Source organism: Candidatus Omnitrophota bacterium (assembly GCA_028715965.1).
Classification (GTDB): domain Bacteria; phylum Omnitrophota; class Gorgyraeia; order Tantalellales; family Tantalellaceae; genus JAQUQS01.
Genome location: JAQUQS010000006.1, coordinates 95711 through 114348 on the forward strand (window position 1 = coordinate 95711; position 18638 = coordinate 114348).

9 protein-coding genes are annotated in these 18638 nt (G+C 49.8%); 8 read left to right on the forward strand and 1 reads right to left on the reverse strand.

What is annotated here, in order from left to right; genetic code table 11:
• Positions 1-151: 151 nt before the first annotated feature.
• Positions 152-583 (forward strand): PilZ domain-containing protein, encoded by a 432-nt coding sequence (locus tag PHH49_04680; GenBank protein ID MDD5488241.1) that lies wholly within the window; start codon positions 152-154, stop codon positions 581-583.
• On the opposite strand, the gene ychF is transcribed toward PHH49_04680, so the two are convergent.
• Positions 584-1639 carry a redox-regulated ATPase YchF gene (gene ychF / locus PHH49_04685; protein MDD5488242.1) on the reverse strand — a complete coding sequence of 352 codons (1056 nt, stop codon included), beginning with the start codon at positions 1637-1639 and terminating at the stop codon, positions 584-586.
• A gap of 204 nt (positions 1640-1843) precedes the next feature.
• Between ychF and PHH49_04690 the strand changes: the two genes are divergently transcribed.
• The 7 genes from PHH49_04690 (at position 1844) to PHH49_04720 (ending at position 18628) form a co-directional block, all read left to right on the forward strand.
• Positions 1844-2242, forward strand: coding sequence for a hypothetical protein (locus PHH49_04690; protein MDD5488243.1), 399 nt, complete (start codon positions 1844-1846; stop codon positions 2240-2242).
• Positions 2243-2409: 167 nt separating this feature from the next.
• Entirely contained in the window at positions 2410-3543 is a 1134-nt protein-coding gene (locus PHH49_04695; protein MDD5488244.1) for an ROK family protein, read from the forward strand.
• Positions 3540-3899, forward strand: coding sequence for a hypothetical protein (locus tag PHH49_04700; protein ID MDD5488245.1), 360 nt, complete (start codon positions 3540-3542; stop codon positions 3897-3899). Before PHH49_04695 ends, PHH49_04700 begins: the two co-directional genes overlap by 4 nt.
• A gap of 134 nt (positions 3900-4033) precedes the next feature.
• Complete coding sequence (locus PHH49_04705; GenBank protein ID MDD5488246.1) at positions 4034-10645, forward strand: TolC family protein; 6612 nt, start codon at positions 4034-4036, stop codon at positions 10643-10645.
• Between the two features lie 49 nt (positions 10646-10694).
• Positions 10695-11975: an efflux RND transporter periplasmic adaptor subunit gene (locus PHH49_04710; GenBank protein MDD5488247.1), complete on the forward strand. Its 1281-nt coding sequence runs from the start codon at positions 10695-10697 to the stop codon at positions 11973-11975.
• Between the two features lie 130 nt (positions 11976-12105).
• Complete coding sequence (locus PHH49_04715; GenBank protein MDD5488248.1) at positions 12106-15270, forward strand: efflux RND transporter permease subunit; 3165 nt, start codon at positions 12106-12108, stop codon at positions 15268-15270.
• A gap of 64 nt (positions 15271-15334) precedes the next feature.
• Entirely contained in the window at positions 15335-18628 is a 3294-nt protein-coding gene (locus tag PHH49_04720) for an efflux RND transporter permease subunit (GenBank protein MDD5488249.1), read from the forward strand.
• Positions 18629-18638 lie beyond the last annotated feature (10 nt).

The following is an 18638-nucleotide window of genomic DNA, read 5'->3' on the forward strand; positions in this document are numbered from 1 at the left end:
CCAAAAAACAGGGGGATGTGCCTATTTTTATCCATATGTCCGGTCGCCGCGGACAGAGGACCTTTCGCGTAGAGTATCGGGTAATTGACTCGGATAACTTTTCAGGTATACTTTCTTGTAGATGATGTTAAGGGTGGTGTGAACGGAGTATTTGAAAGGACTGATGATGGGAAAAGGCAGCAAGTCGGACAAGCGGAAATATGCCAGGCTTGATCTTATGAGCAAGGTGAATTTTATCGTGATCGAGACCGGGGGGGGAGAGGCGCCGGCCAACAGGTTCCGTGCCGTAGGTAAGAATATAGGGGTAGAAGGGATACTTTTTACCGCGGACAAAGAACTTCCTAAAGGCACGGTAATAGATCTCGAGATATTCCTGCCAGGCAGGGCCGATCCGGTATATATAGAAGGGGAAGTAATGTGGTGCGCTTCCGTTAAGCAGCGCGGCAAGAAAAAGATGGAATATGATATAGGGGTCAAGTTCCTTACGATGGACAAGAACCATGTGCTGCTATTGATAAAATATGTATGCGGAGAACTTGCTGAAGATACGATCGGGCCAAAGGGCAGGCTCGCTCGGCCATGATCATACGCTGAACTTGATCGAGACTATGTCGCCGTCCTTTACGATATAATCTTTGCCTTCAAGCCTGAATTTCCCCGAGCTCTTGACCTCACGCTCGGAACCCAGTCCACGTATATCATCGTATGAGAATACCTCGGCCCGAATAAAACCGCGCTCCAGGTCCGAATGTATCTTACCCGCGGCTTTGACCGCGGGAGTCGCGCTATTTATCGTCCATGCACGCACTTCGTCCTCTCCGACCGTAAAGAAAGAGATTAGCCCCAGTGTGGAATAAGCTTTTCGTATAAAGGAATTGAGCGAAAGTTCCTTTATCCCGATATCGTCCAGGAAGGCCTGACGGTCGGCCTCGTCGAGCCGGCGTATTTCCGCTTCGATATTTGCGGACATGGCCATGGAGTTCGCAAGCCCGGTCAGGAGTTCAGAAGTACGCGGAGTGTCCGCGGCGTCATCGGAAATATTCAGTAACGTAAGTACGGGTTTCATGGTGAGGAACTGGAACGAACGCACGCTTTTTTCTTCTTGCTCGGTAAGTTCGGCTTCCGAAGCGTTCTTTTCCGCCATCAGGAGATCCAACACTTTTTTCAGCGCGGAAAGCTCGGTTTTGTCCTGTTCTGTTCCCGCGCCTTTCGACACGATCTTCTGAAGTTTTTCCAGCCGCTTTTCCGCGATGGACATGTCGGCTATTATAAGGCCTGTCTTTATCTGTTCAAGGTCGCGTAGGGGGTCAATGCTGTTAAGTGGGTGCGGGACATTATCGTTATGGAAGTCGCGTATCACGAACACAAGGGCATCTACTTCGCGCGCGACCGCGACTATTTTCGGGTCGGAAGAATCATTTATATTCCCGGGGATGTCGACGAACTCAATGGTCGCGTATACGGTCTTTTTCGGGTTATACAATCCCGAAAGCCAGTCTATGCGCTCGTCCGGAACGCGGACGATGGATATATGAGCTTCTATTTTTCCGAAAGCCCCGGCTTCCTTGTCGGCGCCGGTCAACGCATTAAAGACCGTGGTTTTTCCTGAACGGTCGAGGCCTATTATGCCTAATTTCATATTTGGCTCCTTTTGTGGCATAATATATCATGGATAGAAAGATATATCAATCCGGTTTTTTTTCATGTTCGTGAAAAGTTGCTATCCGGGGGTGAGGCCGGGCACATTGTGGAATAAAATAGCTAAATTAACGCTTTTTTATACATTTTTTCCCAAAAAAAACTGTATTTTAGCTTTTAGTGGAGTAAAATTAAGGAGTATGTTATGGGCCGTATGTTCAAGGACAAGATATCCCGAATGATCGGAATGATCGAGATCTTCATAGGTACGGTCACTTTTCTGGTATGTACCGCTGTTCAGTTCTTTAAGATATCGAACATGACCGCGAAGCCGACAGGAGTTTTTGTATTTGTTGCGATAAGTGCCATAATCGCACTGGTGTTAGGAGGAGGGATACTATGTGAGCGGAAATGGGCGAAAAAATATCTTATGTATTTTTCCGGATACGTTATCATGTTGAAGGTCATGGCTTACATGGGGGTCATATCGATGAAGGGGCCCATATTCGTTGTCTTTCCCTTGTGGATCAAGGATATCATCTCGATCGTCTATCATTTAGCGGTCATTTATTTTCTTTCTGGGATAACATTTACAAAAAGTTAGCCGAAGTCCCTCCCTGGATCAACGAGGAATTTTTAATATATATCAAAGCCAGATTTGACTTTTCACATCTTGTTAGGTATATTAATAAAAAACTTAAAAAGTTAGATTATGCCTTTGAATAAGCAAAACTAAGTTTTTATATTTTACGGGACAAAACGGAGGTAGAAATGGAAAAGAGCGATAATACCATCCGGTTCTTTAATATACGCCCCGAGAATGAAAAACATATATTCAATCTCAAGGTCTTCGGCGATATAAAAAAATACGGGAAGGTCCGTACGGAAGATATGGCGGGTCCCGCTTGTGACGTAGAAGCGCAGGTTTCCCAATATCTAAAGTCCGCTTTGAGCGAAGGGATAATAAAGGTAGGCGGAGAGGATGGTCCTGCGGCTGTTACATTCATCGCTTCCGAGAAAAAGATGGTCGGAGTGGGGTTTACCGACACCAGCGCGTATCTTACGGCGATAGATACTTCCGGAGAGATCTCTGACAGCGAAGAAATAGAGATAAGCAGGATATCCAGGTTAGAGGGGAAGAATAAGGAGATAAAAAGTATAGCCGAGACTATCAGCGCGGCCAGTGTGCTGAGGAGCTCGGGCCTGGATTCTATAGGTATAGCCATGCCTGCGCGGTTAATGGAGATCAACCCTAAGGCGGCGCGTATAATGAACCAGGTACTGACAAAAGCGTTCAAGAACAAGATATTCATCGGGAGAGAGGCTACTGCGGCCGGGTATGGAGAAATGGATTCCAAACGCGAATTCCGGGACAAGAACGTGCTGTCGATGTATACCGATGCCGGAGACGGGGCGATGATAAAAGGAGAGAATATTTTCGAAGCGGATTCCGCCTCGCAGGGTAATCTGGCGTATCTGAGCCCGTGGAACCAGTTCAGCATAGTCGCTACAGCCAAAGAACTGGTGTCAAAAGGCGTAGGTACCGAGATAGTTAACCTGGTCAAGGGGAACATAGATGACATCTCCCTGGAAGTTATACTTCAGGCCGCCGACAATAAGGACGAATTGGCGGACGATCTCGTGAAAAGGGCCGCTTTAGCTCTTGGCGTAAGGGTAGCTTACCTCGTGAATATGTTCAACACGGATGTCGTTATTCTGAGCGGGGGTACAGAAAGAAGAGAAGGCGGATTTCTGGGGTACGTCGAAGAAGGCGCGAAAAAATTCTATCTTAAAGAAGTATCCGGCAAGGTCAGTATGGTGCCAGGTATTTTGGGCAAGAAAGCGGTGTCAATAGGCGCGGCATTACTTTGCCGGAGACAACTATTCATGGAGGTTGGGGTATGAAGAAGAACTCACGCACGGAAAAAACATGTATCATATGCGGAAAGCCGTTCGTACCGAACAAGTACAGGCCGAACCAGAGCGTATGTTCAAGCCTGGAATGTCAGTATCAGCGGCAACTGCAGAACATGAAGGTCTGGAGAGAGAAGAACCCCAATTATTTCAAGTACAAAGAATCTCAGGATAAATCGTGGAAACAGGCCTGTCGGGAGCGTTCCCTGGAGTGGAGGAAGAAGCATACGGAATATCTGCAGCTTTACAGGGAAGCTAATAAGGAAAGGCATCGGGAATACATGAGGGATTACATGAGGCAATACAGGCAGAAGAAAAGACATGACAGGGAAGAACCCGAAGGATAGAGCGTGTCGAACCGTATCCGGGAGTTTGTTGACTGAAAAGACCCAGAACGCAGGCAAAAATTCAAAGTGGAGATGACTTGGTAAGACACGACTTGGCTGATAACTCGGGGATGAAAGATAGAATAAGGAGAGGGATGAGGCGTCTCCTTATATCTGTTGTCGTAACGCAGATGACATTTTCCCCCTTTACCTTCGCGTGGTCCCAGGATAAGGCCGCTTTTTCCGATGAGGAAAAGGACAAGATGAGAGAAGATGCCATGGCGGAAGCCATGCGCAGGCTCAAGGTCCGTGAAGCTGAGGAAAAAGAAGCCGTTGCTGAAGCCAGGAAAAGGTTGGAAGAAAAAGCCAAACAGGATGCTGTCCTGGGAGCGGCGAATGAATTTGTGCTCAAGGCTACCCAGGCGTTGAACGAAAAGGATTTCCGGAACGCTAGAAAATACGCCAAAGCCGCCCTGGAAATAGCCCCGGACCTCGCTCAGGCGGAAGAACTCCTGAAGATGGTGGATTTCGCGGAACTGGAATATGAACCGGGGCAACGGGAACTATTCAGGAAAGAACGGACTACAGGCAAGGACGCCGCACAAGAGGAAGAAGGATCATCCGAGCGGAGCGCAGAGATATCCGCGAGCCTCAAGGCCGCGGGAGCGTACCTGGCGCAAGGGGACACCAGAAGGGCCCGGGCAGCCGCAAGAGCTGTTCTTGCCGAGGATGACAAGAACAAACAGGCCCAGCTACTGCTTGCCAGGACGTATGTGGCGGAAAAAAGATCGGCACGTCCTGTTGTGCCCGCCGGCAAAACCTCTGCAGGAAGCTCGCAAAATACTACCAAACAGACCATTGACAGTTATCTTTCCAGGGCTAAAGCCAGCCTGGAACGGAACGAATTATACGCGGCCAGGATATTCGCGGAAAAGGCCTATCAGCTTGACAGCATGGATCCTGATGTGGACAACGTTATTTCCCGGATAGCCTCGGCGGAGCAGGAGTATGCAGCCGCGGAAGAGAGGCTGCGCCGTGAGGCTGAAGAGAAAAAAAGAGCTGAGGAAGAAGAAGCCAGGAGAAGGGATGAAGAAGAAAGGCTTGCCAGGGAAAGGACTAGCAGGATAGAAGAACTTCTCGACCAGGCGGACAGACATATAGAGGAAAACAATTTTATCCGGGCAAGGAAAGCTGCAGATGATCTCAGGGGCATGGGAGAAACAGGCACGGCTGATTCTCTTTATGGCAAGATCCAGGACGCTGAGCTTATATATAAGGAAGAAAAAGCGATCGCGGAAAAAGCCGAACGCGTAAAAAAGTTCGTACAGGAAGGTGAAAAGGCCTTGTCTTCAGGCGACCTGGAACTTGCGCGTAAATACGCGGATGAGGCGTTAGGGGAAGAAGGCGGGGATGGTACAGCTGAGGATCTTTCCGCCCGGATTGACAAGGCGAAAAAGGAAGTGGAGGCGGCGGAAGCTCTCCGCAGGGCGGAAAGAGTGGCGGCGGCCCTTGACCAGGCGCGTAAAGAGCTGGAAAATAACGGTTTCGAAAAAGCGCGTATATATGTGCGGGAAGCCCTTCAGCTTGAGAGCGGGAACGAAACCGCCCAAAAACTCCTGAAGGAGATATACCTGGGAGAAGAGGAGTATCGCGCTGAAAGAGAACGGAAAAAGAGGCAGGCGGAGGAAGAGGAAAGGAACAGGCTAGAAGCGTTGAAAAAGGCCCAGCAGGAGCGGGAACTTGAGCAGAGAAAGGAACGGGTAGCATGGTATCTTGAGCAGGCCGCGGAAAAGAACAAAGATAGAGAGTTCGACCGGGCCAGGGAGTACGTGAAGAAAGCCCTTACAATAGATCCGACCAGCGAAAAAGCCAAGAAGACCGTCAGGGTAATAGACGCGGACGAAGAAGAGTATATAAATGAGTTGCGACAAAGGAAGAAGGTCTCGGAGGAAAGGAAGAAAGAGGAGGAAGAGGCACGCGCCAGGGAAGAAGAGGCGGCCAGAAAGAGGGAACTGGAAGAGGCCAGGAAGCGTAAAGAGATCCAGGACCTGGAAAGAACGACGAGAGTAAATGACCTTCTCGAAAAAGCGGAATTGGCGCTGGACGGCAAGGATTTCAGCGCTGCGCGTGAATATGTGAATAAAGCCCTTACCCTTGAAGGCAATAACGTTAAAGCAATAAGCGCGATGCAGGGCATAAACAGCGCTGAAAGGGAATATGAGGCTAATAAACTGAGGCGGCAGGAAGAACTTAACAAACAGCAGAAAGAGGAGAAAGCCGCCGCGGAAACAGCCCGTATAGCGATGGAAGAACAGCTAAAACGCGAAGCTCAGCCGGGCGTCAGTGAATATATCGACAAGGCGGAGGAGGAGTTGTCCCGGGGGAATTATGAGGAGGCTAGGGTATATGCCCGGAAAGCGATAGGAGCTGACCCCAACAATGTTGTGGCTCACAGGCTGATCACACGTTCTTATATGGAAGAGAAGAAGGGTGTGCTGGATGATCCCCGGCAGGAAGAGAAAGCGCCTGAAGTTCAGGAAAAGCCGGCATCTGAGGGTAAAGCGGGATCTTCCGCGATAGACAATGAACTTGTAGCGGCGCGCGAAAAAATGGCGGAAGGCGATTTTTCGGGAGCCAGGACACACGCGCGGAAAGTCCTCAGCGTTGATAGCAATAACCTGGAGGCGCAGTCCATAATGACCACTTCGTATTTGAGGGAAAGAGAAAAAATACGGGGAAAGGACACGGTTCGCGCCCTGAAAAATAAAGAAGAAGCCGCTCGACCTTCATCGCGGGAAATAAAGAGCGTTATGGATGAAGCCATAGCGGCTCTTAACGAGAACGAATTCGAGAAGGCAATGGGCCTTGCTGAGAAAGCTCGTCAGATGGATCCCTCCAACGAGGAAACGAAGACCCTTATCGAGCAGATAGGGCAGTTACGGGCGTCCTATGAAAGGGACGTGAAAGCGAAAGAGCAGGCCGAAGCGGAAAGCGAGAAACAAAAGGAAGAACGGGAAGCCAGAGCGAGAGAAGAACAGGAAGCCAGAGCGAGAGAAGAACAGGATGCCAGGGCGAGAGAAGAACAGGAAGCCAGGGTAAGGGAAGAACAGGAAGCCAGGGCGAGGGAAGAAAAAGAAGCAAAGGGATTTGAGAAAAGGATAACCGGATATCTTGACAAGGCCGAAAGGTCCTTGGAGGAACAGGATTTCAGCAAGGCGCGAAGCTATGCTGAGAAGGCACTGGAACTGGCCGGGAGTGACGAGCGGGCCAGGGATATGATAGATGCCATCGACTTGGCGCAGAGAACATACGCGGAGGAAGAGCGGAAGCGTAAAGAGGCCGAAGAAGCGGCGCGTAAAGCCCGGGAAGAAGAGGCCAGAAGGTCGGAAAAAGAACGGGCCCGTGAAAAGGCACTGGAAAGCATGTCCTATTTCAAGACGGCGAGCGATTTGATGGGGCAGGGTAAATTCGATGAGGCCCGCAAGAACATATATCTCGCGTTCAACATACCCGAAGACAGCCTTCAGGCAAAAATATTACTTTCGGAGTATGATTTCCACGACAAGAACGGGAAGAAATTCACTTCCATGAAGGAGATCAGGGAGGGTTCCCTTTCCAGTATTGACGCGGAGGAACGCAGCAAGAAAGAGATCGAAGAAGCGGCGCGTAAGGCCGAAGAAGAGGAAAAGGCACGGGAAAGAGAGCTCCGTGAACGCGAGGAAAAGATAACCGGGTATCTGGACAGGGCCAGGGGATATCTTGAAAAAGGAAGCTTTGACCGGGCGAGAGGTTACGCGGAAAATGCGCTGAAAGTCGACGAGAGCGACGAGCGGGCCAGGGAAATGATAAATGCCATAGACTCGGCGGAGAGAACATACGCGGAGGAAGAACGGAAGCGTAAAGAGGCCGAAGAGGCCGAACGCAAGGCCAGGCAGGAAGCGGCGGCCAGGGAAAAGGAAGCGCGCGAAGCGGCCGAGCGCGAGAAAAAGATAACCGGGTACCTGGACAGGGCCAGAGGATATCTTGAAAAGGACAGCTTCGGACGGGCGAGGAGTTACGCGGAAAATGCACTGAAAGTCGACGGGAACGACGAGCGGGCCAGGGAAATGATAGATGCCATAGACTCGGCGGAGAGAACATACGCGGAGGAAGAGCGGAAGCGTAAAGAGGCCGAAGAGGCCGAACGCAAAGCCAGGCAGGAAGCGGCGGCCAGGGAAAAAGAAGAAAGAGAAGCCGCTAAAGCCGCTGAGAAAAGCATGGCGTATTTCAAAAAAGCGAGTGATATGCTTGACAGGGGAAGGTATGACCAGGCGCGTAAGTACGTGGATATAGCGTTCAACATACCCGAAGACAGCGCCCAGGCAAGGATAATATTGTCCGAGTATGAGTTCCTGGACAAAAATGGTGTCCAGATCACTACGATACAAGGCATAAGGGAAGGATCGTTGTCCAAGATCGAAGAAGCGGAAGCGACCACGGCCGCGGGACGTCTGGAAGAAAAGGTGCAGGCTGAGAGCGTTGATCCGGGCGTCGACGCATCCGCGGAAAGGTCTGAAGCCGACCAGGAAAAGATTAATAACTATCTCGCAAAGGCCAGGGGATATCTGGACCAGGGGAATTGTGCGAAAGCAAGAGCGATGATGGACAAGGCATCCAGGCTCGGGGCCGCGGGGACAGATGCTGATATTTTAAGGATCGCCATCGAGAACGCCGAGCGGAAAGAACGCGAGCGTCTTGTTGATGAGAAGGCCGCGCAATACGCCGAAAAAGCCGAGAAAGCCCTGGACAGGAACAGGTTCGACGAGGCCGAGAACTATGTCCAAAAAGCCTTGGAGCTCAAGGAAGGGGACGAAGCGCTTAACGGCCTGCTGACCAGGATAAGCTCCAGGAAACAAGAGCATGAAGCCGAGATGCGGATGACCAAGGAGGAAGAAGAAGCCAGGAAACAGGCTGAAGAGGCTGTAAGGGCCAGGGAAAAAGAAGAGGCCAGGAGGGAAAAAGCCCGACAGCAAGCAGATAAGGATATAGCAAAAGCACAGGAATTCTTTGACGCGGGGGATTACGGGCAGGCCAGACATTATCTGTACCAGGTAAAAGACTCTGTGCCGGATGATTCCCGGGCGAATGAGATGTTGACGGAGATAGACAAGGCCGAGATGTTCGGCAAACGCGAGAAATTGGATGATATAAGACGGGAAAAACTGGAATTGTCCATGAAAGAGCCGGACGGCGACCCGATGAAGGAACATAACGAGCCCAAGGGTTGGATGGACCAGATGACTGGTATGTTCGAGAAGAGAACAGATGGGCCGCGTAACGATACGTTGAACGAATCCCATGAGTACACGATTGATGAGTGCGTTAACGCGTCCCTCAACGCCAACCAGAGAGTAGTTGTCGCTGATAAACAGGTCAAACTGGCCGAGATGAGGTTGTGGGAGACCAGGCGGGAATTGCTTCCGTCAGTTACCGGTAAGATCGAAAGGTCGTACGGTAAAATAGGCCAGGGGTCCTCGGACAGGCATTACCAGGGTGAAAAATATCAGGTAGAACTTAAGCAGACATTATGGGATGGGTTCGGGACATGGTTCAAGGTAAAACAGTCGCAGACAAATCTTGAGATAACCATGCTTGAAAGGGGAAAGATAGAGAACGAGGTGGTAGAGACCACGAAGAAGGCTTACTATAACCTGGACAAATCCATCAAGGCATTCGACCTGCAGGAAAAATTCAACGGAAAGGTCTCGGAGATCCATGAATTTACCGAGAAAGCCTATGAGCGAGAACTCATCCCGAAAGTGGAATACCTGAAGGTCAAGGGACAGAAAATGCAGTCAGATTTCCAGAAAGATTCAGCGAAGGAAGACGTCAGGCTGGCCGAAATGATATTGCTCCAGGCTATGGATATGGACTCGGACAAGCATATAATGATAAAGCCGGTAAGGCGCCCCGGGGAATGGTTGACCATTGGTCTGGAGAATTGTTACAGTTTGGCGTACGCGAACAGGCCCGATTTCAAGATAAAGGAAAAGACGATAGAATATTATGAGTTCGAAAGAAAGATGATGAAAGCAAAAGGATGGCCTAAGTTCGAGTTCAACGGTTCGTTCGGGCAGTCCGTGGAAACATACCAGCCCACATCCAGCGGGGGAGAACAGCGCGGATTGGCCCCTGAATGGTATGCCGGCGTTAAAGCCAGCTTGCCTATGTGGGGGAACACCCTTGAGTACAACTACGTAAGGGAGAAATGGGCGCCGACCGTCTCATCGTTCAGGGGCACCGAAAGCGCCACAAGTTATTTCTCGTTCAAGCTCCTTGACGACCTGGCGTATTTCTCGAACCTGCAAGAATCCCAGGTAGGGTTTGAAAGCGCCAAATATGAATATCTTAAGGCCAAAAAGGATGTTACGGTCGAAGTTAAAGAGGCGTATTTCAGCTATAAGAAGGCGTTACTGCAAATGGAGGTCGCCGAGGCCAGGATAGAACATCAGAAAATGTATGTAAAGACGGTAGAGGAAAGGATGCGGTACGGGGAGACCCTGGAGCCGTCACGTATACTTGAAGAATATGAAAAATTATCGACTGAGGAATACAGCCAAGTCGATAGCGATTCGAACTATTATAAGGCCCTGGTTGACCTTAATAAGGCTATAGGTGTATCGGAATATTTCAAGCCCGAGTATGAGGATATGGAATACGAAGAGTGGAAGAAGGCCACCAGGTATGCTGAACTTGATCTGGAAATGCCTGAGGAACAGAAGGAATAGAAGCTTTAAAGTTTGTGTATGACATTCCAAGATTTTGCGGAGGGGTATTATGGATGAAGATAAAAAAGATATGTTCTTCGAGGAAGATCCCGAAAATGGCGCGCGGGAAGAAAAGGATCCCGTAGAAGAAGGCGAGGACGACCTTTTTGCCGATGAGCCGGAACAGGGGAACACCGAAGAAACGCTCATGGAAGAGGCGGATGCCCCGAAAAAACGCTGGAAGTTCAAGTTTTCCGGGATAAAGAAGAACTATATGTGGATAATTGTCGGGCTTCTCGTATTGAGCTTCGTGCTGATAAAGACCGTTGGCAAGATATCGCAGATATTCATGGGGGAGAAAAAAGAGGTCAAGGAAATGGTCGAATTCCTGGAGACCATGCCGGTCAAGGTATACAAGGTTAAGAAAATGGATTTCAAGGATACGTTGCCGGCAATGGGCAGGATAGAAGGGTTCAAGGAGATAGACCTTATGTTCGATGGGAAAGGGATCCTGGAAAGTTTCAACTTCGAGGAAGGAGAGCGGATACTGGAGGGGGATATTATCGCCAGTCTTGACAACAAGGACGCGATCCTGAAACTGAAATACGCGGGCCTTGAAATGGAAAAGGCGCAGAAGCTTTATGAAATAGGCGCTGTTGAGAAAATGGTGCTGGACCAGAAGAAGCTCGAGTACGAATCCGCCAAGAACGATCTCGAGAAAACAAGCATATACGCCCCGACCGACGGCTATCTTGCCAGCAAGGAAAAGCATACTGGCGCTTTTATCGGGCCTACGGATAAGATAGGGACGTTCGTTGATTATAGTGAGGTATATGCCGCGTTCGACATAATCGAGGAGGATTCCCCGAAGATCGACCTGGGCCAGACCGCGGAAGTGTTCCTGGACGCTTATCCCGGGGTGTCGTACAAGGGCACAATAGACATGATATCCCCCGTAATAGAGGGCAGGACCAGGACGCAGAAAGCAAAAATTGAATTACAGAACGAAGAGAACAAGATGAAACCCGGCATGTTCGCCCGGGCCATCATAAATACGTACGAGAAGAAAGACGCGCTGATCATACCGTCGTCTTCTTTCAAGAAGAAAGAGAATAAATATTTCGTATATATCGTTCATCCGGATGAAGACGCGGAGGGAGAAGCTAAGGAAGATGAAAGCAAGATGGGGACGGTAGAGGAGCGCGAGATAACAATAGAGTACCTGACACATGACGCGGCTGAAATATCAAAAGGGTTGAGCGAGGGCGAGCTGGTGATCAGGGAAATACACCAGGATTATAAAGACAAGGATAAGGTCGAGATAACCGAAGTACAGGAAACAATGTTCTAACGCGCGGACCGGACGAGGATGTATCGGGCAGCCCTGACACGTCTTTTCCCGTTCCGTGGCGATATTGTCCATAACAGGGCACAGAACACGGGGGCCCTTAACTTACCTGTAGACAGTTGCGAGCATAAATATGGGATTACCTGAATTTTCGACAAAAAAGCCAGTCACAACCGTGATGATATTCATAGGTGTGATGCTGTTCGGCTTCATTTCGCTTACGAAGCTCCCTCAGGAATTGTTCCCGCCGATCACATATCCGCAATTAACGGTTTTTACGGGATACGCCAATGCTGCTCCTGAAGAGGTCGAGACACTCCTGACGAAGCCTATAGAGGAGGGTGTCGGTACCGTTAGCGGGCTCAAGATGATAAGGTCCATATCCAAGGAAGGTGTATCGCTCGTAATAGCGGAGTTCGATTGGGACCAGAACATGGATTTCGCTTCATTGAGGACGAGGGAAAAGGTCGACCTTGTTAAGGCCAGGCTTCCCCGGGATTCCACCGAACCGCTTGTTGTGCCTTTTAACCCGTTCGAGATGCCTATAATGACGATAAGCGTTACCGGGAACAGGAGCCCTGTTGAGTTAAGGCGCATCGCGAAGGATACCATAAAAGAAGAGCTCGAAAAGATTGATGGCGTTGCCTCCGCGTCGGTCGAAGGCGGGCTCGAAAGGGAGATACTTGTTGCCGTTGACCAGGGAAAGATGAACGCTATGGGCGTGTCGATACTGGATGTGTCGGACGCCATAACCAATTCCAACTTGAATTATCCGGCGGGCACCATAAAGGAAAGTTTTTATGAATACCTTATAAGGACCCTGGGGGAATTTTCTACGATAGACGAGATCCCGGAAGTCGTGGTGAAGAACAACGACGAAGAGCCGGAACAGAGAGAGATGCCCTATGACAAGAAATTGAAAGAAAGAAAATCGAGTTCGTCGCCTAAAATGGTGGCCATAAAAGATATAGCTGAGATCAAGGATACGTTCAAGGAAAGAAGCAGCTATTCCAGGTATAATGGCAAGGAGAACGTATCGGTGTCTATCCAGAAGCAGGCGCAGGCTAATACCATGCAGGTAATAAACCGTATCCGACAATCTTTCGATCGCCTGCATAAGATATTGCCGAAAGATGTAAAGCTCCAGGTCATACATGACCAGTCCATATTCATCAAGGACGCGATAAACGGGGTAAGGGACGCGGCGTTCCAAGGTGGTATACTGGCCTTCCTGGTGCTTCTGGTGTTCTTGAGGAATGTCAAGTCCTCCGCCATAGTTACTTTGAGCATACCTATATCCATCATGATCGTTTTCACGTTCATGTATTTCGGCGGGCTTTCGATAAACATGATGTCGCTGGGCGGGTTGGCGTTAGGTGTGGGTATGCTGGTCGATAACGCGATAGTCGTAATGGAGAACATCTTCCGCCATCGGGAGATGGGGAAACCACCGGAACAAGCCGCTACGGAAGGGGCTGAAGAGGTTTCCAACGCGATAGTAGCATCCACCCTTACTACGATAGCGGTTTTTCTTCCTATGGTGTTCGTTGTTGGCGTGGCCGGCCAGCTTTTCAAGGAATTGGCGTTCACCGTGACCTTTTCACTGATAGGGTCATTATGGGTCGCATTGACGCTGATCCCTCTTTTAAGCTGTAAGCTCGGCGGGGACAGCAAAGAAGCGGCAAAAGGCGCCGCGGCGTTCGCCGGCGGAGAGAAATGGAAACAGATGCTTACGCGGTACGAAAAGATGCTGCGGTTCTTCCTGGATCATAAGGGTATAGGCTTATTCTGTGTGTTTCTCATATTCCTGGCAAGTTTTGGGCTTTTCGGCGGGCTTGAAAAAGAATTGATGCCAAAAACCGACCAGGGACAGTTCGTGATAAAGGTCGATATGCCGGTAGGGACCAAGTTGGACGATACGGATAAGGTCGTCAGGCTGATAGAGGACCAGGCCATGAAGGTCCCGGAAGAGGAATCCGTGAGTTCGGTGATCGGGTCCACTTCAGGCGATTCGGCGAAGGACCTCATAACAAGGCTGGGGTCGCATCAGGGAGAGATAATTGTGAACCTTAAGGAGAAAAGAAAAACGACCACGGGGGATGTCGTGGTGGCGCTTAAGGAAAAAGTTTCCAGGCTGAGGGAGGCGAAGGCGGCCAACATAGAGTTTTCCATGCAACAAGGCATGATCTCGGGGGCATTTGGATCTTCAGGAAAGCCCATCATGGTAGAGATCAAGGGCGAAAAAATGGAGGTAATGGAAAGCATCGCCAAAGAAGTCGAAAAAAGGCTTGAGAAGATAGACGGTATTTTCGGGATAGAGGATGATATCCCGGAACCTTCCCCGGAAATAAGGGTGAATATCAACAAAGATAAAGCCGCCTTGTATAACATTTCCGTGGTGGATCTGGCAAGGATAGCTCAAATGGTCCTCAGGGGATATATATCGTCACAGTTCAAGGAAAAAGGGCGAGAGGTCGATATCAGGGTGCGGATGAGCGAGAAAGACAGGGATTCTTACGCCAAGCTCCACAGGATAAAGATAAGCGCGCCCGGAGGAACACAGGTCCTGCTGTCTAAACTTGCCGAATTCACGCGTGGCAAGGGCCCCAGCGAGATAAAAAGGCTGGGGCAGGAGCGTACCATGACGGTCTCGGCCAACGTTATCGGCCGAAAACTTTCGGATGTTTTCGGCGAGGTAGAAAAGAGCCTGAAAGCCATGCAAAAACCGAGTGGGTATGTCGTGAAACTTACGGGTGAATCCGAGGAAATGAAAAAGTCCTTTAACAGCCTCAGGTTCGCGCTTATACTTTCCATTGTTCTCGTATACATGATAATGGCAGCGCAATTCGAGTCGTTGTCGCAGCCGTTGATCATACTTTTCACTGTGCCGTTATCGCTCATAGGCGTCCTTGTCGCGCTTTACGTAACGAATACATCTATAAGCGTGGTCGCTCTTCTTGGGGTCATAATGCTGGGCGGTATAGTCGTCAATAACGGTATAGTCCTGATCGATTACACGAACATCCTTATGGCCCAGGGAAAAGAGATGAAAGAAGCCGTAATTGAAGCCAGCCTTGCCAGGTTAAGGCCGATAATCATGACCGCGCTCACGACGGTACTTGGTCTTTTCCCGATGGCCCTGGCTGTCGGAAGAGGGTCTGAACTCAGGGCTCCCATGGCGGTAAGTGTAATGGGCGGGCTTATGGTGTCCACTTTCCTTACCCTTGTGGTGATCCCTTCCATATTTGTTCTTGAGCATGAAATAAGGAACAGGATACGGAAAGTATCAGTGAAATGAGCGGCGGGATGATCTCTACGTGTCTCTGGCGGCCATGTCCCCGCGCTCATGGAAAGATAGAAATATGAGCCTATCCAGTTTTTCCATAAAAAAACCTATTACCACGATAATGATATTTACCGCCCTGTGCCTTATGGGGGTCATATCGCTTACACGTCTTCCGGTAGAGCTTTACCCGGATGTCTCCTTCGGCCAGATAAGTATCATCATGTACATACGCGGCGGCATACCTCCGACCGAGGTCGAGACAATGGTGACCAAACCGATAGAGGAGGCAATAAGTACGGTCTCTCACCTGGAGCGTGTCCTGTCCATATCCAAGGAAGGGGAAGCTACGGTCGTTCTGAGTTTTGACCGTGGCATAGACATGCAGCTTGCCGCGATGGAGGTTCGGGAAAAGTTCGCCAAAGTGAAAGAAAAGATGCCCAAAGAGGCGGAAAAACCCATCATCGCGCAGTTCTCCCAGACAGACGTGCCGATAGTCATATTCGCGGTCACGAGCAGGAAGAAGACAACGGAGGAATTGCGCAAGATCGTCGACGAGAATATCAAGGAGAGGATAAAAAGGATAAACGGCGTGGCCAATGTCGAGGTCGGCGGGGGCAGGGAGCGCAAGATAATAATAGAAGCGGATGAACAGGCGCTTAAAAGATACGCGGTTTCGCTTAACAGGCTTATATCCGCGCTGGGCGCGAACAATCTTAACCTGTTAACGGGAGAACTCGAGAAAGAGGACAAAAAGGTCCTTATAAGGGCCATCGGCCAATATGTTACCGTTGAGGATATCAAGTCAACGGTCGTATTGTCCAGGCCCGACGGTTCAACGGTCAGGGTGCGTGATCTTGCCGATGTAAAGGATTCCTATCTGGAGCCGCAGACGTATGCCAGGATAAATATCAAGCCCATTGTGTCCGTGTATGTCCAGAAGGAATCCAAGGCCAATACCATAAAGGTATCGCAGGCCATCCTGGAGGGTGTCGAAGAGTTGAGGACGATCCTGCCGGATGATATAGAGCTCATTGTTACAAAGAACCAGGCAGAGTTCATCCGGACGTCCATATCTAACTTGAAAGACTCACTTTTAAGGGGCGCCGCGATGATCATTTTCATACTCATGCTTTTCATGGGTAAACTCGGGAGGCACGCGGCTTATATAGTTCCGGTAGGACTGGGCGTGTCCGTTTTCGCGCCTCCGCTGTTCCTCTATGTACTGCTGATCGGACTTGTGGGGTTTCTCTTATTGTTCAAAAGTTACCGGCCCATATTCATTGTAGCGGTCTCGATCCCTATCTCGCTCATAGTAACGTTCGGTCTTATGGATATGTCGAACATGTTCGTGCCCGCGATAATGGACCTCACGATAAACTTCATAACCCTTTTCGGGCTCGCGCTGGGCGTCGGGATGCTGGTCGATAATTCCATAGTTGTTTTCGAGAATATCGTGACAAAGAGCGAACAAGGCCTGGACCAGGTTGAGGCGGCGATAAATGGAAGTACTGAGATGAATGTGGTAATATTCGCATCCACCCTGACAACGGTCATCGTGTTCCTCCCGATGCTTTTTGTGAGTAAATCCATGAGCCTTTTGTACGGGGGCGTGGCATGGACCGTTACTTTTTCCCTGTGTGTGTCGCTGTTCGTCGCGCTGATGATAGTGCCGCTCATGAGCTCCAGGGTAAAGGTGGCGGAAAAAGGAGGTATGTCCCAGGAGGTCAAGGAAGGGTTCCTCAAACCATTCTACGCGTTGCAGGAAAAAGCGCTTTTTTTCGTGTTCCGCAGGCGTTTTATGATAATAGGAATAGCCACGTTCCTGTTCTTCGTGGCCATGTTCATTTATGGAAAACTGGGCAAAGAATACCTGGGGACCACGGAACAGAACAAGTTCACGGTATTCATAGAGCTGCCCACGGGAGCAAAGCTCGATTCGAGTGATGATATCGTAAGGAATGTGGAGGAGATATTGCGAGAAGTGCCGGAAGTGAAGAGCTTTACCGCCAGGGTAGAAGGCTGGTCGAGCAAGGTGTATGTCGACCTGGTCGGGCTGAAATCCAGGAAAAGATCGGTGGCGGAGGTCATAGAAAGCCTGCGGCCCAAGGTGGAGAGGCTGCAGCCGGCGTTCATATATTTCGAGGAAGAACAGGAAGTCGGGACAAAGGAAATAATCCTTAACGTTTTTGGGCATGATTACGAGATATTAAGGGAAATAGCCATAGCGATAACCACAAGGATGGGTCGTGTCCCTTATTTTACGGACACCAAGATACGTATGCGTGAAGGAAGACCGGAACTAGATCTCAGGATAGATAAGCAAAAAAGCGCGCATTTCAACTTTAACACCAAAGATGTGGCTGATATGGTGCACGCTAAGGTCCGCGGTGTAAGGGCAACGATGTTCCATACCAGGTCCGCCGAGGTGGAAACGATCGTCAGGATGAAGGAAAAGGACCGGCGTACCGTCAAGGATATACATTCCCTTTCGGTTTCCAAGGCTGGGGACGACAGGGTCGCGCTTGACCAGATAGTGGATTTTGAGTATGGCCTTGGTCCGAGTGAGATCTGGAGGAAAGACAGGGCCCGGATGATACAGGTGAGCGCGAACGTTGGGGAACTATCATTGGGGCAGGCCGCGCAAATATTGGACAAGGAACTTGTGGACCTGAAGCTCCCGGAAGATTATTTTTATGAGATAGGAGGGGATTACCCTACTCTGATGAAGACCCAGAGTGAATTCGGGATGACGATCGTGGTCATCATAGTCCTGATCTACCTGGTTCTGGCGTCCATATTCGAGTCTTACAGGCAGCCGTTCATAATAATGGTGACCGTGATGCTCGCTACCATAGGCGCGATAGGGGCTTTGTATATGACAAAGACCACCGTGGGTATGGGGGCCCTGATCGGGATGATGATGCTTGCGGGTATAGTTGTGAACAACGGTATTATACTGGTCGAACATGCTAATGAGCTTAAGGTCCAGAGGCGGAATATGTTCAGGATACTTATACAGGCCGCCAGGGACCGGTTAAGACCTGTTCTTATGACCACCGGGACCACCATATTCGGGCTTCTGCCCATGGCGTTGGACAAAAGTGAGGGGTCCAATCTATGGAATCCCCTGGCTATAACGGTTATTGGCGGGCTTTTGTTCTCTACGCCGCTCACGCTTGTCATGGTCCCGGCCATATACTCCATATTTGAGCAGTTCGGGTCGATAGTTAGAAAGGCTTTTACGAAAGAAAGCCTAAAGAGGGGGATAGTGAACATACCGAAATACTTCAAGCTGGTCATTGCCAGCCTGCCATTCCGCGCGACAAAGGACATAGAAGAAAAGCCACCCGAAGACGATGAGTTCATATAGTTCATAACTT